The 22,799-nt window shown below is 54.3% G+C and carries 26 protein-coding genes; 16 read left to right on the top strand and 10 right to left on the bottom strand.

The features are described from left to right. Positions 1-24: 24 nt before the first annotated feature. The 5 genes from trxA to ROLI_RS21530 all read left to right on the top strand — a co-directional run bounded on the left by trxA (position 25) and on the right by ROLI_RS21530 (position 4,681). The gene (gene trxA, locus ROLI_RS21550) at positions 25-345 is read left to right on the top strand and encodes a thioredoxin (protein ID WP_187428488.1); all 321 of its coding nucleotides are present in this window, start codon (positions 25-27) and stop codon (positions 343-345) included. Between the two features lie 133 nt (positions 346-478). Continuing rightward, entirely contained in the window at positions 479-1,036 is a 558-nt protein-coding gene (gene hslV / locus ROLI_RS21545) for an ATP-dependent protease subunit HslV (protein ID WP_187428487.1), read from the top strand. Continuing rightward, entirely contained in the window at positions 1,033-2,115 is a 1,083-nt protein-coding gene (locus ROLI_RS21540) for a hypothetical protein (RefSeq protein ID WP_187428486.1), read from the top strand. Before hslV ends, ROLI_RS21540 begins: the two co-directional genes overlap by 4 nt. Beyond that, positions 2,112-3,416, top strand: a complete 1,305-nt coding sequence (gene hslU, locus ROLI_RS21535) for an ATP-dependent protease ATPase subunit HslU (RefSeq protein ID WP_187428485.1) — start codon at positions 2,112-2,114, stop codon at positions 3,414-3,416. Before ROLI_RS21540 ends, hslU begins: the two co-directional genes overlap by 4 nt. A gap of 38 nt (positions 3,417-3,454) precedes the next feature. Next, the gene (locus ROLI_RS21530; protein WP_187428484.1) at positions 3,455-4,681 is read left to right on the top strand and encodes an MFS transporter; all 1,227 of its coding nucleotides are present in this window, start codon (positions 3,455-3,457) and stop codon (positions 4,679-4,681) included. Here the strand turns inward: ROLI_RS21530 and ROLI_RS21525 are convergent. Genes ROLI_RS21525 through ROLI_RS21515 form a run of 3 tightly spaced genes read right to left on the bottom strand, consistent with a single transcriptional unit; the run spans position 4,665 to position 6,951 of the window. Next, on the bottom strand, positions 4,665-5,261 hold the full coding sequence (locus ROLI_RS21525; protein ID WP_187428483.1) for a Smr/MutS family protein: 597 nt from the start codon (positions 5,259-5,261) through the stop codon (positions 4,665-4,667). The two genes, ROLI_RS21530 and ROLI_RS21525, sit on opposite strands and share 17 nt — an antisense overlap. Continuing rightward, positions 5,258-6,250, bottom strand: a complete 993-nt coding sequence (locus ROLI_RS21520; RefSeq protein ID WP_262386373.1) for a murein transglycosylase A — start codon at positions 6,248-6,250, stop codon at positions 5,258-5,260. The genes ROLI_RS21525 and ROLI_RS21520 overlap by 4 nt, the downstream gene beginning before the upstream one ends. 41 nt (positions 6,251-6,291) lie before the next feature. After that, a complete protein-coding gene (locus tag ROLI_RS21515) occupies positions 6,292-6,951 on the bottom strand; it encodes a Tim44/TimA family putative adaptor protein (protein ID WP_187428481.1) in 660 nt (219 codons plus the stop codon). Positions 6,952-7,056: 105 nt separating this feature from the next. On the opposite strand from ROLI_RS21515, the gene ROLI_RS21510 reads away from it, so the two are divergent. Beyond that, positions 7,057-7,530: an FxsA family protein gene (locus ROLI_RS21510; protein ID WP_187428480.1), complete on the top strand. Its 474-nt coding sequence runs from the start codon at positions 7,057-7,059 to the stop codon at positions 7,528-7,530. A gap of 59 nt (positions 7,531-7,589) precedes the next feature. Continuing rightward, positions 7,590-8,069: a protein-export chaperone SecB gene (gene secB, locus ROLI_RS21505; protein ID WP_187428479.1), complete on the top strand. Its 480-nt coding sequence runs from the start codon at positions 7,590-7,592 to the stop codon at positions 8,067-8,069. Positions 8,070-8,072: 3 nt separating this feature from the next. Here the strand turns inward: secB and dnaQ are convergent, their stop codons facing one another. From dnaQ to ROLI_RS21485, 4 genes are read right to left on the bottom strand one after another with little or no spacing between them, the layout of a single operon-like run. Further along, positions 8,073-8,759, bottom strand: coding sequence for a DNA polymerase III subunit epsilon (gene dnaQ, locus ROLI_RS21500; protein ID WP_187428478.1), 687 nt, complete (start codon positions 8,757-8,759; stop codon positions 8,073-8,075). Further along, positions 8,752-9,345: a dephospho-CoA kinase gene (coaE, locus tag ROLI_RS21495; protein WP_187428477.1), complete on the bottom strand. Its 594-nt coding sequence runs from the start codon at positions 9,343-9,345 to the stop codon at positions 8,752-8,754. Before coaE ends, dnaQ begins: the two co-directional genes overlap by 8 nt. Then, entirely contained in the window at positions 9,342-10,181 is an 840-nt protein-coding gene (locus tag ROLI_RS21490; protein ID WP_187428476.1) for a shikimate dehydrogenase, read from the bottom strand. Before ROLI_RS21490 ends, coaE begins: the two co-directional genes overlap by 4 nt. Next, positions 10,178-10,777 carry a nucleoside triphosphate pyrophosphatase gene (locus tag ROLI_RS21485; protein ID WP_187428475.1) on the bottom strand — a complete coding sequence of 200 codons (600 nt, stop codon included), beginning with the start codon at positions 10,775-10,777 and terminating at the stop codon, positions 10,178-10,180. The genes ROLI_RS21490 and ROLI_RS21485 overlap by 4 nt, the downstream gene beginning before the upstream one ends. A 404-nt stretch (positions 10,778-11,181) precedes the next feature. Between ROLI_RS21485 and hemJ the strand changes: the two genes are divergently transcribed. From hemJ to ROLI_RS21450, 7 genes are all read left to right on the top strand, one after another. Continuing rightward, positions 11,182-11,631: a protoporphyrinogen oxidase HemJ gene (gene hemJ, locus ROLI_RS21480; protein WP_187428474.1), complete on the top strand. Its 450-nt coding sequence runs from the start codon at positions 11,182-11,184 to the stop codon at positions 11,629-11,631. Between the two features lie 128 nt (positions 11,632-11,759). Then, positions 11,760-13,067, top strand: a complete 1,308-nt coding sequence (gene rho / locus ROLI_RS21475; protein WP_187428473.1) for a transcription termination factor Rho — start codon at positions 11,760-11,762, stop codon at positions 13,065-13,067. Between the two features lie 29 nt (positions 13,068-13,096). After that, on the top strand, positions 13,097-14,386 hold the full coding sequence (gene mnmE, locus ROLI_RS21470; protein ID WP_187428472.1) for a tRNA uridine-5-carboxymethylaminomethyl(34) synthesis GTPase MnmE: 1,290 nt from the start codon (positions 13,097-13,099) through the stop codon (positions 14,384-14,386). A gap of 4 nt (positions 14,387-14,390) precedes the next feature. After that, entirely contained in the window at positions 14,391-16,262 is a 1,872-nt protein-coding gene (gene mnmG / locus ROLI_RS21465) for a tRNA uridine-5-carboxymethylaminomethyl(34) synthesis enzyme MnmG (RefSeq protein ID WP_187428554.1), read from the top strand. Beyond that, positions 16,259-16,864, top strand: coding sequence for a 16S rRNA (guanine(527)-N(7))-methyltransferase RsmG (gene rsmG / locus ROLI_RS21460; protein ID WP_187428471.1), 606 nt, complete (start codon positions 16,259-16,261; stop codon positions 16,862-16,864). The genes mnmG and rsmG overlap by 4 nt, the downstream gene beginning before the upstream one ends. Beyond that, positions 16,857-17,666, top strand: coding sequence for a ParA family protein (locus tag ROLI_RS21455; RefSeq protein WP_222869363.1), 810 nt, complete (start codon positions 16,857-16,859; stop codon positions 17,664-17,666). The genes rsmG and ROLI_RS21455 overlap by 8 nt, the downstream gene beginning before the upstream one ends. A gap of 9 nt (positions 17,667-17,675) precedes the next feature. Beyond that, positions 17,676-18,575, top strand: coding sequence for a ParB/RepB/Spo0J family partition protein (locus ROLI_RS21450; RefSeq protein WP_187428470.1), 900 nt, complete (start codon positions 17,676-17,678; stop codon positions 18,573-18,575). On the opposite strand, the gene hemW is transcribed toward ROLI_RS21450, so the two are convergent. From hemW to rph, 3 genes are read right to left on the bottom strand one after another with little or no spacing between them, the layout of a single operon-like run. Beyond that, a complete protein-coding gene (gene hemW / locus ROLI_RS21445; protein WP_187428469.1) occupies positions 18,572-19,729 on the bottom strand; it encodes a radical SAM family heme chaperone HemW in 1,158 nt (385 codons plus the stop codon). The genes ROLI_RS21450 and hemW overlap by 4 nt on opposite strands. Next, complete coding sequence (rdgB, locus tag ROLI_RS21440) at positions 19,722-20,333, bottom strand: RdgB/HAM1 family non-canonical purine NTP pyrophosphatase (protein WP_187428468.1); 612 nt, start codon at positions 20,331-20,333, stop codon at positions 19,722-19,724. The genes hemW and rdgB overlap by 8 nt, the downstream gene beginning before the upstream one ends. Next, a complete protein-coding gene (rph, locus tag ROLI_RS21435) occupies positions 20,330-21,043 on the bottom strand; it encodes a ribonuclease PH (protein WP_187428467.1) in 714 nt (237 codons plus the stop codon). The genes rdgB and rph overlap by 4 nt, the downstream gene beginning before the upstream one ends. A gap of 111 nt (positions 21,044-21,154) precedes the next feature. On the opposite strand from rph, the gene hrcA reads away from it, so the two are divergent. Continuing rightward, positions 21,155-22,219: a heat-inducible transcriptional repressor HrcA gene (gene hrcA, locus ROLI_RS21430; RefSeq protein WP_187428466.1), complete on the top strand. Its 1,065-nt coding sequence runs from the start codon at positions 21,155-21,157 to the stop codon at positions 22,217-22,219. A 9-nt stretch (positions 22,220-22,228) separates the two neighbouring features. Further along, positions 22,229-22,792, top strand: coding sequence for a nucleotide exchange factor GrpE (locus tag ROLI_RS21425; RefSeq protein ID WP_187428465.1), 564 nt, complete (start codon positions 22,229-22,231; stop codon positions 22,790-22,792). The last annotated feature ends 7 nt before the right edge of the window (positions 22,793-22,799 follow it).

Raw genomic sequence — 22,799 nt, 5'->3', positions numbered from 1 at the left:
ATCATATCCTGTCAGGAGCGCACGATGGCCACCCTTGCTGTAACAGATGAAACATTCGACGCCGAAGTGAAGAATTCCGACATCCCCGTTGTGGTGGATTTCTGGGCGGAATGGTGTGGCCCCTGTAAACAGATCGGCCCGTCGCTCGAAGAGCTATCCAGCGAGATGGAAGGCAAGGTCAAGATCGTCAAGGTGAACGTGGACGACAACCCGAATTCCCCTGCTCAAATGGGCGTGCGCGGCATTCCGGCGCTGTTCATTTTCAAGGACGGTCAGGTCGTGTCCAACATGGCCGGTGCCAAGCCGAAAGCGGCGCTGCAAAGCTGGATCGAAGACTCGATCTGACGGCTTTTAGCACTTGAAACCCCGAGGGCGTTCCATCGGAGCGCCCTTTGTTTTTGGCGGGGCCGTTGTGGCACCGGGCTTGTACCCGTTAAACCAGCGCGCCATATAGAATGACACCAAGAAGGAGGTCCCAATGGCACGAGCAGAATTCCCCGGCTGGCACGGCACGACGATCATCGGCGTCAAAAAAGCCGGTGAGGTCGTGATTGCGGGCGACGGCCAGGTGTCATTGGGCCAGACCGTGATCAAGGGCACCGCGCGCAAAGTGCGCCGTCTGAGCCCCGGCGGTTTTGACATTGTCGCAGGGTTTGCAGGCTCCACAGCCGATGCCTTTACCCTGCTGGAGCGGCTGGAAACCAAACTCGAAGCCACGCCGGGACAATTGGCGCGCGCGAGTGTCGAACTGGCCAAGGACTGGCGTACGGATAAATACCTCCAGAAGCTCGAAGCGATGCTGATCGTGTCGGACGGGAAGGATATTTTCGTGATCACCGGGGCGGGCGACGTGCTGGAGCCCGAGCATGACGTCACCGCCATCGGGTCGGGTGGCAATTATGCGTTGGCCGCTGCACGCGGCATGATGGACAGCGAACGATCCGCCGAAGAGGTGGCGCGTGATGCCATGGCGATTGCGGCAGACATCTGTGTTTATACAAACGGCAATCTGACGGTGGAGAAAATCACCGCATGATTAGTCAGGACGATCTTCGGGCCTCCGTCAGCGCCGGGATCGTGACGGAAGCGCAGGCTGCCGCGCTGATGAGCCTTGCCCACAGCCGCAGCGGTGCGCGTGAAAACCTTGCGCCGGGCGACGAACCGTTTGAATTATTCAAAGGCTTCAACGAGATTTTCATCGTCGTCGGCATGCTCATTCTGGCCGTTGGATGGGTTGGTGTTGTGACGTTTGTCGTGACCAATGATCCGCTAAGCCTCAAAAACACGCTCATATTCTCCAGCCTCTTTGCCGCCGCCTCTCTCTGGGGGATGTCGGAATATTTCATCCGCCGCCGCCGTATGGTCGCGCCCGCCATCGCGCTGTCGATCATGTTCGCGATCAATGCAGCTTACGGGTTCGCCGGGGCCTTCTCCGAACTTTTCATGGTCGCACAGGGCGATAACAGCAGCCTGCCCCTGCCCTTTATCCTCGCAACACTGGCGCTTTTTGCCTACTGGCTCCGGTTCCGTGTCCCCTTCGCGCTGGCTTTGATCGCGCTGGCGGCCTTCGGCGTGGCCATCCTGATCGCGGGCAACAGCAGCGGATCACCCGGCTCAACTGAGGAACTCTTCCTGCTTTCCGCGGGCGGCCCCTTTGCCTTCATCACACTTGCGCTGGGGCTCGTGGTGTTCGCCATCGCCATGATGTTCGATATGTCCGACCCGCACCGCGTTACCCGACGTTCCGCCAATGGCTTCTGGCTGCACGTCGTCGCCGCGCCCGCCCTGGTGAATACCATCGCGCTGTCCCTACTCGACAATGACGCTGGCTGGTCCAACTCGCTGCTGGTCGCGGTCCTGACGCTCTTCGCGCTGGTTGCGATCATCATTGACCGCCGGTCTTTCCTGATCGCAGCCATCGGCTACACCGTGATCCTGACCGCTACCATTTTTGACGGGGATGGGGCGGTGTTCACGGTCTTTTTCCTCGGGATCGTGCTCCTCTTTCTGGGTGCGCGCTGGGAAAATATCCGCGCGCGTCTCCTGGCGCTGCTGCCCGGCTTCATCCCGCTCCAAAAATTGCCGCCCTCCCATGTTGCAAAGGCTTCTTCATGACCGACCTGACCCCCCGCGAAATCGTTTCAGAACTCGACCGGTTCATCATCGGCCAAAAGGACGCCAAACGGGCGGTCGCCGTCGCCCTGCGCAACCGTTGGCGGCGCAAGCAATTGGGCGATGATCTGCGCGACGAGGTCTATCCCAAAAATATCCTGATGATCGGGCCCACCGGCGTCGGCAAAACCGAAATCAGCCGCCGTCTGGCCAAACTGGCGCGCGCGCCGTTTCTCAAGGTCGAAGCCACCAAATTCACCGAAGTCGGTTACGTTGGCCGTGACGTGGAACAGATCATCCGCGATCTGGTCGATAACGCCATTGCCATGACCCGCGACCACATGCGCGAGGACGTCAAAGCAGGTGCCCGCCACGCCGCGGAAGAACGCGTGATCGACGCCATCGCCGGGGAGGATGCCCGCGAAGGCACACGCGAAATGTTCCGCAAAAAGCTCAAATCGGGCGAGCTGGACAACGAGATGATCGACCTTGAGGTGGCCGATACCTCTAACCCATTCCCGATGATGGATATTCCCGGTCAGCAAGGTGGCATGGGTATGATGAACATCGGCGATCTGTTCGGGAAAGCACTGGGCGGGCGCACCACGCGCAAACGGTTAAAAGTGTCCGAAAGCTATGACGTGCTGATCTCGGAAGAGGCCGATAAATTGCTCGATGATGAAACCGTCACCCGCGCCGCCATTGAGGCCGTGGAGCAAAACGGTATCGTTTTTCTAGATGAAATCGACAAGGTTTGTGCACGCTCGGACGCGCGCGGTGGCGATGTCAGCCGCGAAGGCGTGCAGCGCGATCTGCTGCCCCTGATCGAGGGCACCACCGTCAGCACCAAACACGGGCCGGTCAAAACCGATCATGTGCTGTTCATTGCCTCCGGCGCGTTCCATATCGCCAAACCGTCTGATTTACTGCCTGAATTACAGGGCCGCCTGCCGATCCGCGTTGAATTGCGCGCCCTCACGGAGGAGGATTTCGTACGCATTCTGACGGAAACCGATAACGCGCTGACCCTGCAATACACCGCTCTGATGGGCACTGAAAAAGTCACTGTCAGCTTTGAAGAGGATGGTATCGCCGCCCTGGCCAAGATCGCCGCAGACGTCAACCAGTCGGTCGAAAACATCGGCGCGCGCAGGCTTTATACCGTGATGGAGCGCGTGTTCGAGGAGTTGTCCTTCAACGCACCGGACCGCGAAGGCGACGCCGTTGTCGTGAACGCGGCATTCGTGCAGGCAAACCTCGGCGCATTGACGCAGTCTACGGATATCAGCCGCTACATGCTTTAACACTTCCAATTTCGGATTTTGCCTGCGAAACCGAACGGATGGGGTATCTTCGTTTCCTTGTCGAAAACCGGCTGTTCCTGACGGCCGGGTTTTTGCTCACCTTCACATCGTCCTTCGGGCAAACCTATTTCATCTCGCTGTTTGCGGGTGAAATCAAAACAGCCTTTTCGCTGACCGATGGCAGCTGGGGCGGCATCTATACGATCGGCACGACGCTTTCCGCGATCACGATGATCTGGGCGGGCGCATTGACCGACAGGTTCCGGGTCAAAAACCTCTCGCTGGGCGTCATGATTTTGCTCTCGGCTTCCTGCATCACCATGGCGCTTGTGCCGAACGGTTTTTTGCTGATCCTCGTCGTTTTCGCCCTGCGCCTCACAGGCCAGGGGATGATGTCCCAATTGGGTGCGGTGGCCATGTCGCGATGGTTCGTAGCCACACGGGGGCGGGCGATTTCGATCTCCTCTATGGGCTTCGCTGTCGGGCAAGCGCTGTTGCCAATCCTCTTCGTCGCTCTGCTGACGGTGTTTGACTGGCGATATCTTTGGGTTTTGGCGGCTGTCTGCGTGCTCGCCACCATTCCGGTCATGCAGGTTCTGTTGCGGCTCGAACGCACACCCCAATCGCTCGCTGAAAGCACGCAACGCTTTGGGATGCGTAATAAGCACTGGACCCGCCGGGAACTTCTGCACCATCCGCTGTTTTATTGCCTCATTCCGCTCATTTTAGGCCCCGCTGCCTTTGGGACCGCGTTATTTTTTCATCAGGTCCACCTGACCGAGGTGAAAGGCTGGAGCCTTGGGTCCTATGTCGCGTTGATGCCGATCTACACGCTGGCAACCATTGCGTTTACCTTCCTCACCGGCTGGGCCATCGACCGGTTTGGCGTGAAATGGATCGTGCCGTTTCAGATGGTGCCTTTTGGGGTGTCGTTTATCGTGCTGGCCTCTGCCGATACAATTTTCATGGCGGGTGTCGGGCTTGTCATTTTCGGTATCGGCCAAGGCATGCAAGGCCCCGCAACAACCGCCTTCTGGGCGGTATTTTACGGCACGAAACACCTCGGCGCGATCAAGGCCGCCGCCGCCGCACTGATGGTTTTCGGCTCCGCTATCGGGCCGGGGATCACCGGCGCATTGATTGATGTCGGTATCGTTTTCCCCGACCAGATGGTCGCAATAGCAATGTTCTATTTTGCCGGGGCGCTACTGGCGGGCCTCGGGATCTTCCGGTTTCAACGCGACCTGCCTAGCGGCGACGCCTGAGATAAACATAATAGGCACCGCCGCCCCCGTGGCTAATATGCGCCTCACTGACCTGCATCACCGCCGAGGCCAGCGGCGGCGTATTCAACCACTGCGGCACCTGATGGCGCAGCACGCCAAACCGCACCGGGATCGGCCCGCCTTCATCGCGGTTCTTGCCCTTGCCCGTGATGACCAGGACCAACCGCTTGCCGGAACCGTTTGCCCGCAGGATAAAGCTTGTCAGCGCCGTATGCGCGCGATCCAATGTCATCCCATGTAAATCAATGCGCCCCTCGGGTTTGATCTTGCCACGGTTCATCTTGCCGAAAGTCTTGCGATCCATCTGGACCGGCATCTGGCGCAGTTGATCGGGGAGGGAGGGCGCAAGGTTCATGGTATTCCTGCGCGCCTCAGGCTTGGGCGGAAATCCGGCGTTCAGCTTGGTAAAATCGGTTTTTTGCCGGGACGGGAGCGCCGTATTGGGTTGGGGTGCATAGGCGTCGGGATCAAAATTGCTGCGCTGCTCCAAAGCCTCCGTGCGTTCCGCCACCCTTCGCCATAGCGCGACCTCATCCTTTGACAGTTTGCGCCGTGTCACAACCCATCCTCGGGTGCCATCGCATAAGCGCGCTGTATCGGCAGCAATACGACCATGCGCCCCGGATCTTTCAACTTTCCGGCCGCACGACCGGCTTCTTTGCCCGTTCCGAAAAAGATATCCGCGCGCTGCGCCCCTTTGATCGCCGACCCGGTATCCTGCGCGATCATCAAACGACGTATTGGGCTTTGACCCGCCTTCTCGATCCAGACCGGCGCGCCCAGAGGCGTGTGTTTCGGATCAACCGCAATGGTGCGCATCGGCGTCACCGAACGGTTCATCGCACCCAATGGCCCCTTATCCGCGGGCACTTCGCTGACCTCCCGGAAAAAGACAAAAGAGGCGTTGTGAAACAGCAACTCACGGCCCTCAGCCGGATTGCGCCGTACCCAATTCTTGATGACTTCGGCGCTGACCTGATGCGGATCATAAGTGCCACGACGTACCAATTCGGCCCCGATGGAGCGATAGCCGTGACCATTCGCCCCTGCGTAGCCCACGCGCAGTTTTTCGCCGTCCGGCAGGTTAACCCGCCCAGACCCCTGAATTTGCAAAAAAAACAGCTCAACCGGATCATCGACCCAGGCGATTTCCAAACCTCTGTCTTGCATCATGGAACCCTCAAGGATCTGACGGCGAGAGTACCAGAGTTTCGTGTCCCTGGCTTCGGGTGGCATCGCATAGATGGGATATTTGAAACGCGCCGTTTGAACCCGCGAGCCCGTCAATTCAGGTTCGAAATACCCGGTGAAGATCATGGGATCACCGTCCTCGATCAACACCGGGCGAAACAGCAATTCGAAAAAGGCCTTTGGGTCGGGCCTGGAGGTTGCATAGGCACAGACCGCGCGCCAATCGGGATCATCCATGTCCAGACAGGTATTTTGAAACGTCTCGAAAGCCGCTGCATGATCGTCCGCTTGCCAGCCCTCCAGATCATCAAAGGACAAAAGGCTGACACGCGTTTCGGCATCAACGAAGCCAGTCATTATGACCAGCCCTGCCAAAAACGCCGCCGCACCTGCGGGCTTCATGCGTCGGTGGAAACGAGCAACCAGTTGGGATCATTTGTCCCCATCGCGCGGGCAAAGCTCCAGGTGTCTTTCTGCCGTTTCAACTCGGTTGTGCTGCCGTCAATGATCTCGCCTTCGCTGTTGCGCACAGCGGAGGTCAGCTCGGCCACAAATCTGATGGTCAATTCGGCCTCGTGATTGTCCTCATCAAAGGTTGCATCCACCAGTTTCAGCTCACGTACGCCGATGAAATTCGCCTCCACGGTAAGGCCCTGATCTTCGCGTGCTGCAATTCCGTCAACGAAGGATTCGTAAATATCTTCGGCCAAAAACGGCTGAATTTCAGCCAATTCGCCGTTTTCATACCCCATCACGATCATTTCATAGGCACCGCGCGCGCCGCCCAGAAAATCCGTGACGCTGAACGAAGGCTCAATCCTTTTCATCTCGGCAAGTGCGCGCGCCGCGGGGCTGTTTTCATCTACGTGATCGACGATATCCAGATCCGGCCCGCCCTCAATGACTTCAAAGTCATGTTTGCGTTCATTTGTGTTGGTTGGCAGTTTCGCGGGCGGGGCTTCAAAACCATCCCGTGTTCCCAGCACGTTTTTCAGACGTAAAATCAGAAAAACAGCAATGCCGGCCAGCACCAAAAGCTGTATCAGGGACGAATTCATAGGAACCTCATATGGGGTAAATCATGGAAACAGACGTTGTTACCTCTTATGTAGGTGTGGCACGTGGTCAAGTCCACTGCGTCGTGGACGAAAGGAAGTATCAAAATGTGGCTATTTATCGCTTTTCTTGCGGTTCCCCTGATCGAAATCGCCTTGTTTATTCAGGTCGGCGGTCTGATCGGTCTGGGCTGGACGCTGATCACAGTGGTTTTTACCGCAATCCTTGGCACCTGGCTTGTGCGAAATCAGGGGCTTATGGCGATCAATAAATTGAAATCGTCGTTTTCAGATTTGCGCGATCCCACTGAGCCTTTGGTGCATGGGGCGATGATTCTCTTTTCCGGCGCACTTTTGCTGACACCGGGCTTTTTTACCGACGCCTTTGGGTTTCTGCTGCTCGTACCGGCTTTTCGCACGGCGGTGTTCAAAGCTATCAGGGCGCGCGTCAATGTGCAGACCTTCGATACCGGTCCCCGTCAAAGGCGTAATCAGAACGGCGATATCATTGATGGCGAATATTCCGAAGTCACACCGGATGTTGATGAAATCAAGGGACCGTCAAAATGGTCAGACCATTGAGAACCCCATTTCAAGCTGTTAAGGCTCGCCCGATTTATTTTACACTTTAGGAGTCACTCATGGCCGAAGCCGAAGCACCACAACAAGCACCACAAATGCGCGTCCTGGGACAATTCATTCGTGATATGTCTTTTGAGAACATCATGGCCCAGAAGGGCGCGCCCGCTGACGTCACGCCCGACGTTCAGGTTCAGGTCAACCTGGACGCCAAAAAGCGCAGCGCAGACAATCAATATGAAACCTCCATTAAGCTAAACGTGACCTCAAAGGCAAAGGACGGCGACACGACGCTTTTTGTGCTCGAAATTGACTATGCCGGTATTTTCCACATCGAGAACGTGCCCGAAGACCAGTTGCATCCGTTCCTGCTGATCGAATGCCCGCGGATGATCTTCCCGTTCCTGCGCCGTGTGGTCAGCGATGTGACCCGCGATGGCGGTTTCCCACCGCTCAATCTGGAAAACATCGACTTCCTGGCGCTTTATCGCAACGAACTGGCCCGTCGCCAGAGCGAAGATGCACCAAGGGCTGACGCCTGATCTTCAGCCCTTAAGCCACAAAGCGTCGTCGCCCAGTTTTGCCACAAATTCGGCATGGGCGGCGGCCTCTTTTTCAGTAATGCGCGGCTTCAAAGGCGTTGCGCGGGGACGCGGGGTCCAGTCATCGCCGTCCGCGCCCGATGTGGAACCTGATCGCGTGGAGAGGCCAAAATCGGGCTGACGACCGCCGATTAACTCCAGATAAACCTCCGCCAGAATTTCACTATCGAGCAGCGCGCCGTGCAGGGTGCGCGCGCCATTGTCGATGTTGAACCGACGGCAAAGCGCGTCCAGCGAGGCCGGCGAGCCTGGGAACCGTTTGCGCGCCATCTCCAGAGTGTCGATGGCTTGCTCCCACGGAATTTGTGGCAAGCCCATCCATTTCAATTCCGCGTTCAGGAATTTGATATCAAAGGCCGCATTATGGATGATCAGTTTCGCATCGCCGATGAAGTCCAGAAACGCCTGACCCACTTCGGCAAACTTGGGCTTGTCGCGCAGGAATTCATCACCCAGCCCATGCACCTGAAACGCCTCTTCGGGCATGGCGCGTTCAGGGTTGATGTATTGATGATATGTTTTGCCCGTCGCCATATGCCCCATCAATTCCACCGCACCGATCTCAACAATCCGGTCGCCGGATTGCGGATCAAACCCGGTGGTTTCTGTATCAAGGACAACTTCACGCATCGCCTATTCTCTCTCTGATCTGTCTTACGATATCTTGAACCTGTGACCGGGCATTTTCAATCGTATCCGTGACAATCACAAAATCTGATCGGGCGGATTTTTCCTCAATCGGCATTTGCTGTGACAAAATATGCTCAAACGCTTCGCGCGTCATTGTCCCGCGCGCCATCACGCGCGCCTTTTGCTCTTTGGGCGGGATAGTCACGCAGGCGACGGCATCCATTTCGGTGTGGCCCCCGGTTTCGAACAATAACGGGATGTCCAAAACAACGATGTCTGCCGTGGTTTTGGCGAGAAACGCGTTACGGTCCTGCGCGACAAGCGGATGGACGATGACCTCTATGCTCTTCAGCGCATCCGGGTTTTCGCGGAGCAAGGCACGTAACTTTTCGCGGGACACCTGCCGGTTTTCAATGACCGCTGGAAAGACACCGCCAAGCGGGCCAACCGCAGCACCGCCGACGTCATAGAGCCGGTGCACCGCCGCATCCGCGTCCCACAAACCGCAGCCTTCCTCTGAAAAAAGCTGTGCCGTGGTGGATTTGCCCATCCCGATCGATCCGGTGAGGCCGAGTTTGAACGTCATATCAACACGGCGGCACGGGTATCGGCATCCACAACCGGGCGGTGACCGAACCAGCGTTCAAACCCGGGGACCGCTTGATGCAACAACATACCAAGCCCATCGACGGTAACGCATCCTTTTTGATCAGCCGCAGTCAAAAGGAGCGTTTGCAAAGGGGTGTAGACAAGATCCGTCACCACGGTGGAGGGCTCAAGACGGTCCAGCGATACGGCGAGTTCAGGTTTTCCAACCATACCGAGGGAGGTGGTATTCACGAGCAGGTTTGCCGCGTCCAGCACGTCACCGGCTTGCTCCCATGGCACGCTTTTAACCCGATTGCCAAAGTCCCCCTCGAGCTGTTCCGCCCGCGCATGTGTTCGATTAGTCAGCATAATTTGCGGAACACCTGCATCGAGCAAGGACATGATCACGGCACGCGCAGCGCCTCCCGCACCCAAGACAACCGCTGGTCCAAGCGAGGGATCCCAATTCGGTGCGCCAGTTTTCAGGTTTTCCAGAAAACCGTAGCCATCGGTATTATCCGCATGGATTTTGCCATCCTCGGAAAAAACCAGCGTATTTGCCGCCCCGATCAATCTGGCGTGGTCACTGATCACATCCGCGATTTCAAATACCGCTTCTTTATGCGGAATGGTGACGTTTACACCGACAAAACCGGCCTTGGGAAGGGTAGTCAGAACGTTACGTAAATCGGTGCTGGCAACTTCCATCGGGATATAAAACCCCTTGATCCCATATTTTTTAAGCCAATGCCCATGAAGCAGCGGCGATTTTGAATGAGCAATCGGGGCGCCAATGACACCAGCCAGAGGGATTTTCGCCAATCTCTGCGTCATTGTTCCAAATCTCCACGCAATGTTAAATAGGCCAGTAGTTCCAAGAGCGGCAACCCCAGCACATTGAAATAATCCCCCTCAATCCGGGTAAACAAGCGTACGCCTTCTTCTTCGAGTTTATAGGCCCCAACGGAATGGCGAATACTCTCCCAATTCCGCGCGACATACCCTTTGATATAGGCATCACTGGCATTGCGCATGCGCAAGCGCACCTGTCCAACGTGGCGCCAGACCGGTTTGCCCGCCTCATACAACACGGCAGCGGACAACAGGCTGTGACGATCATTTCGCAAGCTGGTCAATTGCGCCTCTGCATCCTCGGGGGTTTCAGGCTTGGACATCATGTCTCCGTTATGATCCAGAACCTGATCACAGCCAAGAACAAGCGCGTTGGGGTTTTTATCGCTGATCTTTCGGGCCTTCATCTCGGCAAGTGTGTCGGCAATATCACGCGGGGATGCGGCCTCTGCGAGCATCGCGTCGCGGATCATGTCTTCGTCAACACGGGCAGGCTGCGCGGTAAACGATACGCAGGCCTGGCGCAGCAATTGCGCACGAACATCCGAACCAGACGCAAGGATCAAGGGGTGTGGCATGTGGATATCCCTGTGAACAGCATTAAGGATTTATTAATAGTTTCTTCTGCGTAAATCTGCGGTTTTTCACAAGGGGCCAAATCTGGCGGTGTGTCATTGGCTTTTGAAGAAAACATACCCATGCGCACAAAGATAAGTCACGCCCTGTGATTAAACCCGCGTGTTCGGAGATATCCACAGATTTATAAACCAAAATGCAAATATAACATCATTTAAATATTTGAAATATAATGATTTTTCTATATTTTTACATATTTTCGGGTGCTGGTGATCAAAGATCTCCGCATCGGGACAAGTTTAGGCATAAGGCAATAATCCACAGAATTCTGAAACCCTACTTAATCATCATCTCTTTATCTTTTCTTATATTATTATAAGAGGGCAAGGACTGTTGGGAGAATGAGATGACCGAACTTCTTGCCCTTGGGTACCCTTGGGTCAAAGCATTTCATATCATGTCGGTCATCGCCTGGATGGCTGGGTTGTTCTATCTTCCGCGCCTTTACGTTTATCACGTTGAACAGGTCGGCCAAAGCGGAGAAACCCACGCGTTATTTCAAACGATGGAACTTAAACTTCTCCGCGTGATCATGAATCCGGCTATGATAGCGACCTGGGGCTTTGGGATTTGCCTCATATTTACGCCAGGTGTGGTTAATTGGTCTGAAATCTGGCCCTGGACAAAAGCCGGTGGTGTGCTCGCAATGACGTTGTTTCATCACTGGTTGGGTTTGCGGCGTAAGGATTTTATGAATGGCTCCAATAACTTGACCGGACGCCAGTTTAGAATGATGAATGAGGTTCCCACTTTGTTGATGGTCCTGATCGTTCTGTCGGTAGTGGTGCGGTTCTGAAATGATTGACTCCAAGAGGTCTGGTCCGTAAGAGATCATTACCGCCCCGTCCGGGGATGGCGCAGACCTCACATTCAAAACAAATACATCAACCAGCCAAAACGCGCTTGTTGATCGCAGGTATTCCCATGACATTAGACGCAACCGACACATCAAATGTTCCAGAAACGCTTGAGACATTGAACCTCGCGGATCTGAAACGCAAAAGCCCCAAAGATCTTTTGTCCATGGCTGAGGAATTGGAGATCGAGAACGCCTCCACGATGCGCAAGGGTGAGATGATGTTCCAGATTCTGCGCGAGCGCGCGGATGAAGGGTGGGAGATTTCCGGGGATGGTGTGTTGGAAGTCTTGCAGGATGGTTTTGGGTTCTTGCGGTCGCCAGAGGCCAATTATTTGCCAGGTCCGGATGATATTTATGTCTCACCAGAGATGGCGCGTAAACACTCGCTGCGCACGGGGGACACCATCGAAGGTGTGATTAAGGCACCGGATGATAGCGAGCGGTATTTTGCGCTGATTGATGTCACCAAGATCAATTTTGAGGAGCCAGAGAAGGCGCGCCATAAAGTTGCTTTTGAAAACCTGACGCCGCTCTATCCAGATGAGCGGATGACGATGGAAGTCGAGGATCCGACGGTCAAAGACCGCTCGGCGCGGATTATCGATCTGGTGGCCCCGATCGGTAAAGGACAACGTTCCCTGATTGTGGCCCCGCCACGCACCGGTAAAACCGTGCTTTTGCAGAACATTGCGAATTCAATCGAGAAGAACCACCCGGAATGTTATTTGATCGTCCTGCTGATCGATGAGCGGCCCGAAGAGGTCACCGACATGCAGCGGTCCGTGAAAGGTGAGGTTGTGTCATCGACCTTTGATGAGCCCGCGACGCGCCATGTCGCCGTTTCCGATATGGTGATCGAGAAAGCCAAACGCCTTGTGGAACACAAGCGGGATGTTGTGATTTTGCTGGATTCCATCACGCGTTTAGGGCGGGCCTTCAATACCGTTGTACCGTCCTCGGGTAAGGTTTTGACGGGGGGTGTTGACGCAAATGCCCTGCAACGACCCAAGCGCTTTTTTGGTGCCGCACGTAATATTGAAGAGGGCGGTTCGCTGACGATCATTGCGACGGCCCTGATTGATACAGGTAGCAGAATGGACGAGGTGATTTTCGAAGAGTTCAAAGGAACGGGTAATTCGGAGATCGTGTTGGATCGGAAAATTGCAGACAAGCGGGTGTTCCCGGCGATGGATATTCTCAAATCTGGTACCCGCAAGGAGGAGCTGCTTGTCGATAAGGTTGATTTGCAGAAAACATTCGTGTTGCGCCGTATTTTGAACCCGATGGGCACGACCGATGCAATTGAGTTCCTGATCTCCAAGTTAAAACAAACCAAGACAAATTCGGACTTCTTCGATTCTATGAATACATAATTTATTGTTATATAACAGTGATTTAATACATGGATACGATATTTGCTCTCGCGTCAGCACAAGGTAAAGCCGGCGTGTCCGTGGTCCGTGTATCGGGGCCAAAGGCCTGGGATTCCGCGCGTTTGCTGTGTGGAAATTTGCCGGAACCACGGTACGCCGTCACCCGCAGTTTAAGAGATCACAAAGGCGGTTTGCTTGATCATGCGCTGGTGATTTGTTTTCAGGCACCGCGGAGTTTCACCGGTGAGGACGTTGTTGAATATCATGTCCATGGAAGTGTCGCAGCGGTACGCGTCGTGCTGGCCGAGTTGTCACGGCACAGTGATCTGCGGATGGCGGAGCCGGGAGAGTTCACCCGTCGTGCCTTAGAGAATGAGAAGCTTGACCTTGTTCAGGTTGAAGGTCTGGCAGATCTGATTGCAGCAGAAACGGAATCACAGCGGAAACAGGCCGTTCGGGTACTGTCTGGCGTGATGGGTGAGAAGATAGAAATCTGGCGTGCCGACCTCATTCGGGCTGCTGCCTTGCTTGAAGCGACGATTGATTTTACCGATGAAGATGTTCCGGTCGATGTCAGCCCAGAAGTTAAGGGTCTTTTGGCCAATGTCATTTCTGGTATTTCTGAAGAAATTGCAGGTAGTTTTGTAGCGGAACGGATACGAACAGGGTTTGAGGTGGCTTTGGTAGGGGCACCTAATACCGGCAAATCAACACTTCTGAACCGACTCGCGGGCCGGGAAGCAGCGATCACATCCGAAATAGCGGGAACAACACGGGATGTGATAGAGGTGCGCATGGATTTGAATGGGTTGCCCGTTACGTTTCTGGATACCGCTGGTCTGAGGGCCACAGAGGACGAGATCGAGAATATCGGTGTAACGCGGGCGATTGATCGAGCGCGTGCCGCGGATTTACGGGTCTTTCTGCAAAATCAGGGTGATAAATCAATGTTGGAACCGGAAGAGGATGACATCGTTCTTCTTCCTAAGATCGACGAAAACCCTGTAATTGGAATTCCTGGTGTTTCTGGAAAGAGCGGTGAAGGTGTTAGCGAATTGGTTCTGAGAGTTCAGAATGTTCTGATGGACAGGGCTTCGGTGGCTGGTATAGCTACTCATGAGAGACATAGAACGGCGATGCAGCGATCTGTCGAAGGGTTGATCTGTGCGTCGGAGATTTTGTCGAAAGGTCCAGATAATTACGATCTGGCGTCGGCAGAACTTCGGAGCGCTGTAAATGCGCTTGAGCTGCTCGTAGGCCGGGTGGATGTTGAGAATCTCTTGGACGAAATATTCTCAAGTTTTTGCTTGGGTAAATAATGGAGTGTTTCACGTGAAACATTTTGATGTATTGGTTGTTGGCGGGGGACATGCGGGCGTAGAGGCTGCGCACGCGGCGGCTAGAATGGGTGTTGATACTGTTTTGGTGACGATGAGCCAAAATGGTATTGGGGTGATGTCCTGTAATCCGGCAATTGGGGGTCTTGGTAAGGGGCACCTGGTGAGAGAAATCGACGCATTGGATGGTGTGATGGGTCGTATTGCGGATAAGGCTGGGATTCAATTTCGACTTTTGAATCGTCGCAAGGGCCCCGCAGTTCAAGGGCCCCGCGCGCAGTCAGATCGGCAAATATACCAGAACGAGATGATTAAGGCCACGAAAGGGCAAGAAAACCTAGAGGTTATCGTCGGAGAGGTTGTCGATCTTGTGATGGAGGGTCCTCGTGTAAGAGGCGTCGTTCTTGATGATGGGAGTGCCATCCGCGCTAAAAGTGTTGTATTAACCACAGGGACTTTTCTTCGAGGTATAATTCATATTGGCGATGTGTCTTATTCTGCTGGGCGGATGGGTGACAGGTCTAGTGACAGGCTCGCGAAACGAATTGACGACTTTGGTTTTTCGCTCGGGCGTTTAAAAACCGGAACGCCCCCACGGCTAGATGGGGAAACGATAAATTGGGAAGGGTTGGAGGCGCAACCGGGCGATGAATCGCCGACGTTTTTCTCTTTTCTGACCAACGCAACTCAGGCCCGTCAAGTTTCTTGCGGTATTACCCATACAAATGCGCAAACCCATGAGATTATTAGGAATAACCTAACGAAATCGTCAATGTATGGTGGCCGGATAGAAGGGGTTGGGCCAAGATATTGCCCCTCAATCGAGGATAAAGTAGTTCGCTTTGCTGATAAGGAGTCCCATCTCATATTTTTGGAACCGGAAGGCCTTTCTACGACCACAATTTATCCGAATGGAATATCAACGTCATTGCCGGAAAATGTCCAAATTGAGTACGTTCGTTCAATTGTGGGGCTAGAAGATGTTAAAATTGTTCAACCGGGATATGCAATTGAATATGATTACGTTGATCCCCGCGCCCTAAATAGCAGTCTCTCTGCTTCAAGCGTTCCGGGTTTATACCTAGCGGGTCAGATTAACGGCACGACAGGTTACGAGGAAGCCGCTGCTCAGGGGATTGTTGCCGGTCTGAATGCCGCGCTGGAAGCGCAAGGCAAGGATTCCATACAGTTTTCGAGGGCGGATAGCTATATTGGTGTCATGATTGATGATCTGACGACTCGCGGTGTTACTGAGCCCTATCGGATGTTTACGTCTCGGGCAGAGTTTCGTCTTTCACTCCGTGCAGATAACGCAGACCAACGCTTGACAGGTGTTGGTATTGATTTGGGGTGTGTGGGCCAAGAAAGGCAAGCGTCATATCGATCCAAAATTGAGAAGCTTGAAAAAGCGCGTGGTAATTTGGAATATCAGACATTCACTCCCAAAGAGGCCGCTCGTGTTGGTCTAAAAATTAATGAAGACGGCGAAAGACGAACGGGAATGCAGCTGCTGGCTTTTCCGGGAGTCTCATTTTCAGACCTTCAAAAAATGGACCCTTCATTGGAAGCGGTCGAAATTGAAACTCAGAAACAGCTAGAAAAAGAGGCTGTTTACGCAAATTATCTTGATCGCCAGAAAAGAGAGATAGAACTTGTTCATAAAGACGAAGCCCAAGTCATTCCAGGTGATTTTGAATATGACGATATGGATGGCCTCTCAAACGAAATGAAAACTAAGCTTAATGCGTCTCGTCCTCGAACGATTGCTCAAATGGCGCGGATTGAGGGGGTTACTCCTGCCGCATTAACGCTGGTTTCGATAAAATTGCGGCAATTCAAGCGACTGAAATCAGCATGAACTTACTTGGAGAAGATGTTTCACGTGAAACATTGGATAAAATTGATTTCTATGTGTGTCTTCTTAAAAAGTGGAACCAAACCATAAATCTAATATCCAAATCTAGTGTTTCTGAAATCAACAACAGACATATATGGGATTCTGCTCAGGTGTATGATTATGCTGGTCACTGGGAAAAATGGGTAGATCTTGGTAGTGGAGGCGGATTGCCTGGGATCGTTGTGGCAATTCTGGCGCAACAGGCGTATCCTGAACGTCATGTAACGATGATCGAAAGTGATACGCGCAAAGCGACATTCCTGCGCAACGCCAGTCGAGAGTTGGGCCTCGAAACCACAGTTATCAACGCACGTATCGAGAAAGTGGCTCCGCTCGAATGTGATATTCTTTCTGCACGTGCTTTGACGGATTTGACAGGGTTGCTTGGTTATGCTGACCGGCACATGAAACGGGGAGGGTGTGCACTACTGCACAAGGGAAAAACATGGGAGGCAGAGGTCAACATCGCACGTGAATCATGGTCTTTTGATGTGATCGCGCATAAGAGTAACACAAATCCGGACGCAGCAATACTTGAGATAAGGGATATCCAGATTGTCTGATTTATCACGTCCCATTGGACCGAAAATCATTTCAATTGCCAATCAAAAAGGTGGTGTTGGCAAGACGACAACCACGATCAATTTGGCCGCTGCACTGGTTGAATTCGGACAGAAAGTGCTGGTTGTCGATTTGGATCCGCAGGGCAACGCGTCGACCGGGCTGGGCATTGAAGTTGAGAGCCGCGCATTAACGACATATGACCTGTTACTTGATGATGTGGATTTGTCGGAAATAATTCTCCCGACGATAACACCTGGGCTTATGATTATACCTGCGACGATCGATCTGAGCTCAGCCGATATCGAATTGATTTCAAACGAAAAGCGTAGCTTTCTTTTGCATGACGCACTTCGCCAAACCGCGATGGATTTGTTTCAATTCGACTACATATTGATCGATTGCCCGCCGTCGCTTAATCTGCTGACGGTGAACGCGATGATCGCGTCTCATTCTGTCCTTGTGCCGCTCCAAAGTGAGTTTTTCGCACTGGAAGGTCTTTCACAGCTCATGTTGACCATTCGAGAGGTCCGCCAAACGGGGAACCGGGATCTGCGTATCGAAGGGGTTGTTCTGACCATGTATGACCAGCGTAACAACCTGTCGATGCAGGTGGAGCAGGACGCGCGGGACAATCTTGGAAATTTGGTTTTTGCGACGAGAATTCCAAGAAATGTCCGCGTTAGTGAAGCCCCATCTTTTGCCATGCCGGTTCTGTCTTATGACACGGGATCAAAGGGCGCTGTGGCTTATCGCGCTTTGGCACAGGAAGTGCTGACCAAAAACACACAAAAAGTTGCTTAGGGGGATGAGATGGTGAGTGGAGTAGACCGCAAACGAGGCCTTGGTCGGGGCTTGTCGGCTTTGATGTCAGACGTTGCAGAGACGGAGCGCGCGACGAGTGCTGGACCGTCCTCAGCAGAAAAGCTTATACCTATCGAACAGATTTCACCAAATCCCGATCAGCCCCGAAAACGATTTGCAGAGGCGGATTTGGAAGACCTTGCAGCGTCGATCCGCGAGAAGGGCATCATCCAGCCACTGATTCTACGGGCTTTGCACGAGGGGCGATATGAAATCGTTGCGGGCGAACGTCGGTGGCGTGCCGCCCAAATTGCAAAATTGCATGCGTTGCCCGCGGTCATTCGAAGCTTCACCGATGTTGAGGTGCTGGAAGTTGCAATCATCGAAAACATCCAGCGCGCTGATCTGAACCCGATAGAAGAGGCGGTTGGATATCGCCAACTGATGGATCGCTTTGGTCATACGCAGGAGAAAATGGCCGAAGCACTGGGGAAAAGCCGCAGTCATATTGCCAATTTATTACGCCTGCTGAACTTGCCCGATGAGGTTCTGGAGATGGTCCGCCAAGGGGGTTTGAGCGCCGGTCACGCACGCGCGCTTGTGACCGCTGAGAACCCGCTCAGGATCGCACAGCAGATCGTAAAGGGCGGTTTGTCGGTACGGGCCGTTGAGGCGCTGGTCAAAAAAGAACAGGCGGACGAATCCAGCGGGTCGAAACCAAATCCAAACCGTGAAGCGCGCGATGCTAAAGATGCTGATACAAAGGCGCTGGAAGGCGATTTATCGGCTGCTTTGGGTATGAAAGTAGTGCTGAACCACAAGACAGGGCAGGATTCTGGCCAAATGACGCTGCACTATAAATCACTGGATGAGCTGGATGAGCTATGCCGTGTCCTAAGTGGAAGCTAAGAATCCAATAGCTTCGCAATAACCGAATTTAGTAATATAACACCTTGATCTAAAACGATTAAATGGCCGTTTTGGATGTCGATCATTCCCAGGTTCCGCAATTCTGTTAAGCGGGTGGGATCTAGCCGCAGGCCAGCGAGTGCTTCATAGCGCTGGATGTTCACACCTTCCTTAAGGCGCAATCCCATCAAAAGCAATTCACTTGCCTGATCCGTGGCTGACAATCGAACGCGGGGTTTTTCCGGTGCCCCATCCGATGCCGCACTGAGCCAACGGTTAGGGTTTGAATAACATTCGGTTGCGTATTTCTGGCCACTCAACGTCAATCGCCCATGCGCCCCCGGACCAATTCCGATGTAATCCCCGTATCGCCAGTAAATTAGGTTATGCCGCGATTGGGCACCGTCACGGGCGTGATTGGAAACTTCATAGGCGGGCAATCCGTGCCGGTCGCATATGTCTTGGGTCAGGGAAAAGAGATCCGCGCCCAGATCTTCGTCCGGCAGGTCGCGCAATCGCCCTGCATTATAGCGGTCCCCAAATGCCGTTCCTTGCTCAATCGTCAGCTGGTAAAGCGACAGATGATCGACTGCCAGGGATAACGCCCCTTCAAGCTCGGCTTGCCAGGCCTCAAGACCCTGACCTTGCCGCGCATAGATCAGATCAAAACTAACGCGTTCGAACGTTTTGCGGGCAATCTCAAAAGCCTGCAACGCCTCCTCCACCGAATGCAGCCGCCCGAGACGTTTGAGGTCGGCATCGTTCAACGCCTGTATCCCCATCGAAATTCGGTTAACCCCGCCGTCGCGAAATGCGCGAAAACGGCCGGCCTCAACAGAACCGGGATTGGCTTCGAGCGTGATTTCCAGATCGTTGGCACAGGGCCAGTTTCGTTTGATCCGTTCGATGACCAATGCAGCCGTGTCCGGGTCCATCAGGCTTGGTGTGCCGCCGCCAAAAAAGACCGATTGCAAGACGCGCCCCGGTGTTTCAAAGGCGGCGCGGTCGAGTTCTTTCAGATAAGCGTCGCACCACGCCGTTTGATCAATGGCGCGCGATACATGGCTGTTGAAGTCGCAATAGGGGCATTTGGCCTCGCAGAACGGCCAGTGCAGATAAAGCCCGAAGCCGCCTTGTTCCCAATCCTCAGCCAAAACAACCCGCGATCAGTTTGCTAAAGGCATCCGCCCTGTGGCTGATGCAGTTCTTTTGCGCCGGGTCCATCTCGGCAAAGGTCATCTCGTGGCCATCCGGTTGGAACATCGGATCATACCCATGCCCGACCGCACCGCGCATCGGCCAAACCAAACTCCCGTTGACCTTACCCTCGAACACCTCGTCATGACCGTCGGGCCAGGCCAGCACAAATGTTGCCCGAAACCGCGCACGACGGGGGTGCGGTGCCCCCTTCGATTCCAATAGATTGTGCGTCTTGGTCATCGCCATAATGAAATCGCGACCATCGGGCGTTTCGGCCCAATCGGCCGTGTAAACACCGGGCTGATTGTCCAGTGCCTCGACCTCAATCCCGGAATCATCTGCCAGCGCGGGCAGGCCGGTGGCCTTGACCGCCGCCTGCGCCTTGATACGAGCGTTGCCGATGAAGGTGGTTTCGGTCTCTTCTGGTTCGGCCAGGTTCATTTCGGCAGCACCAACCACGGTCACACCGAAAGGCTCGAACAGCTGCGCCATTTCCTCAAGTTTCCCCGCGTTATGCGTGGCAATCAGGATCCGCTTGCCGTCGAACCGCCTGCTCATGAGGTGGCTGCTTTTTGGGCGGCGGCCAGTTCGGAAACACCTTTTTCCGCAAGGTCCATCAGGGCGTTCATCTGATCGCGTGAAAAAACCGAACCTTCGGCGCTCATCTGAATTTCGATCAACTGATGCGATCCGGTCATGATGAAATTGCCGTCCACGCCCGCTTCGGAATCTTCGGGATAATCGAGATCCAAAACAGGTTGGCCCGCATAGATGCCACAGCTGATCGCGGCGACCGGATCGGGCATCGGGTCGCTAATGACATCGCCCGCTTTCATCAATTTGTTCACCGCAAGGCGCAAGGCGATCCAACCCCCCGTGATCGACGCGCAACGCGTGCCGCCATCGGCCTGCAACACATCGCAATCCACGGTAATCTGACGTTCCCCAAGGGCCACGCGATCCACGCCGGCGCGCAGGGAGCGCCCGATCAGCCGTTGGATTTCAACCGTCCGCCCACCTTGCTTGCCCGACGCCGCCTCGCGCCGCATCCGCGTGTTCGTGGCACGGGGGAGCATCCCGTATTCCGCCGTAACCCACCCCAAACCGGACCCTTTGATAAAGGGCGGCACCCGGTCCTCGATGGTGGCGGTGCAGAGCACATGCGTATCTCCCATCTTGATCAGGGCGCACCCTTCGGCATGTTTCGTGAAATCTGTTTCAATCGAAACAGTTCGCATTTCATCCAGAGCACGATTTGAAGGGCGCATATTATATCCTTTTCTATATACTCTCCGATACCTTTCCCATGTGATGATATGCAACCCCGATTGAAATCTGCCCCCCTTATGCTTTTATGCGTCATCAGGTAGGATGCCCCCATGAATGACGTGCCAAATATCCTGGGTGAAATGAATGACCGCTCACGCGAAGTGTTTCGCCGTGTGGTCGAGGGGTATTTGGCCGATGGCATGCCGGTGGGTTCGCGCACCCTAACGCGTGATTTCAGCGAAAAGGTCAGTGCTGCCACCATCCGTAACGTGATGCAGGACCTTGAATACCTCGGGCTGCTGGACAGCCCCCACGTCAGCGCGGGGCGAATCCCGACGCAACAAGGGTTGCGCATGTTCGTCGATGGGTTGCTGGAGATCGGCAATCCCGACGAGACCGACCGTGAAAAGATCGACGCGACCTTTGGATCAAACGAGCAGGATGTAAGCGGCCTTTTGGACCGTGTTGGGTCGGCGTTATCGGGGGTGACCCATGGTGCGTCGCTGGTGTTGACGCCCAAGCGTGAGGCGCCGATCAAACATATCGAATTCGTGTCGCTATCCCCGGAGCGCGCCTTGGTGGTGTTGGTGTTTGCCGATGGTCACGTCGAAAATCGCCTGTTCACGCCGCCTCCCGGACAGACGCCAAGCTCCATGCGGGAGGCGGCGAATTTCCTCAATGCGCTGATCGAGGGCAAGACCCTGAGCGAATTGCAGACCAGCATCCAGACGCAAATCACCAGTCGCCGCCAGGAAATCGATTCGCTCGCTCAGGCGCTGGTCCAAAGCGGTCTGGCCGTTTGGGAAGGTGAGGGGGATCAGATCGAGCGGCTGATCGTGCGGGGGCGGTCGAATCTGTTGACCGAGGACGGCGAATCCGAGGATTTGGAGCGCATCCGACGCCTGTTTGATGACCTCGAACGCAAACGTGACATCGCCGAATTCCTCGAATTGACCGAGGGTGGCGAAGGTGTGCGCATTTTTATTGGTTCTGAGAACAAACTTTTTTCACTTTCGGGTTCCTCTCTGGTGGTTTCCCCATATATGAACGCTGATCGTAAGATCATTGGTGCCGTTGGGGTCATTGGTCCCACGAGACTGAATTATGGACGCATTGTGCCGATTGTGAATTACACGGCGCAGCTGGTTGGAAAGCTGATCTCAGACCGGAGCTAGAGGTGAAAAATGGCCGAACCCAAGAATAACGAGTTTCTGGACGACATTGAGGACGCAGAGGCGGAAGCCTATGCAGAGGAAATGGCAGAGATTGACGATGAAGAAATGGAGTTAGAGCAGGTCCGCGCGGAACGCGATGAATTGCGGGACCGTTTCATGCGGGCTTTGGCGGATGCGGAAAACGCGCGCAAGCGTTCGGATCGCGACCGTCGTGAAGCGGAAAATTACGGTGGTTCCAAACTATCGCGCGACATGTTGCCGGTCTATGACAATATGAAACGCGCGCTGGAGACCATCACCGAAGAGCAAAAGGGGTCGAATTCCGCCTTGATTGAGGGCATTGAGCTGACCATGCGCGAGCTTCTGAGCGTGTTCAAAAAGCACGGTATTGAGGTGATTGCGCCCCATGTTGGGGATCGTTTTGATCCGCAACACCATCAGGCGATGTTCGAAGCTCCCGTGCCTGGTACGAAGGCAGGTGACATCATTCAGGTCGCAGCCGAAGGTTTCATGCTGCATGACCGCTTGCTGCGCCCTGCGCAGGTCGGCGTGTCCTCGATGCCTAAAAGTTAAGGTACGA

This window comes from Roseobacter fucihabitans, from assembly GCF_014337925.2.
GTDB classification, from domain to species: domain Bacteria; phylum Pseudomonadota; class Alphaproteobacteria; order Rhodobacterales; family Rhodobacteraceae; genus Roseobacter; species Roseobacter fucihabitans.
Note: the sequence above shows the minus strand (reverse complement) of the source record. Positions and strands in the feature narration are given on the sequence as shown.

Excerpts from the sequence above, each read along its gene's own strand:
- ROLI_RS21515 (WP_187428481.1), bottom strand. The coding sequence starts at position 6,951 with ATGAATTCGTCCCTGATACAGCTTTTGGTGCTGGCCGGCATTGCTGTT.
- dnaQ (WP_187428478.1), bottom strand. The coding sequence starts at position 8,759 with ATGCGTGAAGTTGTCCTTGATACAGAAACCACCGGGTTTGATCCGCAA.
- hrcA (WP_187428466.1), top strand. The coding sequence starts at position 21,155 with ATGAATGACGTGCCAAATATCCTGGGTGAAATGAATGACCGCTCACGC.
- rdgB (WP_187428468.1), bottom strand. The coding sequence starts at position 20,333 with ATGAGCAGGCGGTTCGACGGCAAGCGGATCCTGATTGCCACGCATAAC.
- rho (WP_187428473.1), top strand. The coding sequence starts at position 11,760 with ATGACATTAGACGCAACCGACACATCAAATGTTCCAGAAACGCTTGAG.
- ROLI_RS21490 (WP_187428476.1), bottom strand. The coding sequence starts at position 10,181 with ATGACGCAGAGATTGGCGAAAATCCCTCTGGCTGGTGTCATTGGCGCC.
- ROLI_RS21520 (WP_262386373.1), bottom strand. The coding sequence starts at position 6,250 with ATGACTGGCTTCGTTGATGCCGAAACGCGTGTCAGCCTTTTGTCCTTT.
- ROLI_RS21530 (WP_187428484.1), top strand. The coding sequence starts at position 3,455 with ATGGGGTATCTTCGTTTCCTTGTCGAAAACCGGCTGTTCCTGACGGCC.
- hslV (WP_187428487.1), top strand. The coding sequence starts at position 479 with ATGGCACGAGCAGAATTCCCCGGCTGGCACGGCACGACGATCATCGGC.
- coaE (WP_187428477.1), bottom strand. The coding sequence starts at position 9,345 with ATGACGTTCAAACTCGGCCTCACCGGATCGATCGGGATGGGCAAATCC.
- ROLI_RS21425 (WP_187428465.1), top strand. The coding sequence starts at position 22,229 with ATGGCCGAACCCAAGAATAACGAGTTTCTGGACGACATTGAGGACGCA.
- ROLI_RS21540 (WP_187428486.1), top strand. The coding sequence starts at position 1,033 with ATGATTAGTCAGGACGATCTTCGGGCCTCCGTCAGCGCCGGGATCGTG.
- rsmG (WP_187428471.1), top strand. The coding sequence starts at position 16,259 with ATGAACTTACTTGGAGAAGATGTTTCACGTGAAACATTGGATAAAATT.
- hemJ (WP_187428474.1), top strand. The coding sequence starts at position 11,182 with ATGACCGAACTTCTTGCCCTTGGGTACCCTTGGGTCAAAGCATTTCAT.
- hslU (WP_187428485.1), top strand. The coding sequence starts at position 2,112 with ATGACCGACCTGACCCCCCGCGAAATCGTTTCAGAACTCGACCGGTTC.
- secB (WP_187428479.1), top strand. The coding sequence starts at position 7,590 with ATGGCCGAAGCCGAAGCACCACAACAAGCACCACAAATGCGCGTCCTG.
- ROLI_RS21510 (WP_187428480.1), top strand. The coding sequence starts at position 7,057 with ATGTGGCTATTTATCGCTTTTCTTGCGGTTCCCCTGATCGAAATCGCC.
- ROLI_RS21450 (WP_187428470.1), top strand. The coding sequence starts at position 17,676 with ATGGTGAGTGGAGTAGACCGCAAACGAGGCCTTGGTCGGGGCTTGTCG.
- mnmE (WP_187428472.1), top strand. The coding sequence starts at position 13,097 with ATGGATACGATATTTGCTCTCGCGTCAGCACAAGGTAAAGCCGGCGTG.
- ROLI_RS21485 (WP_187428475.1), bottom strand. The coding sequence starts at position 10,777 with ATGCCACACCCCTTGATCCTTGCGTCTGGTTCGGATGTTCGTGCGCAA.
- rph (WP_187428467.1), bottom strand. The coding sequence starts at position 21,043 with ATGCGCCCTTCAAATCGTGCTCTGGATGAAATGCGAACTGTTTCGATT.
- trxA (WP_187428488.1), top strand. The coding sequence starts at position 25 with ATGGCCACCCTTGCTGTAACAGATGAAACATTCGACGCCGAAGTGAAG.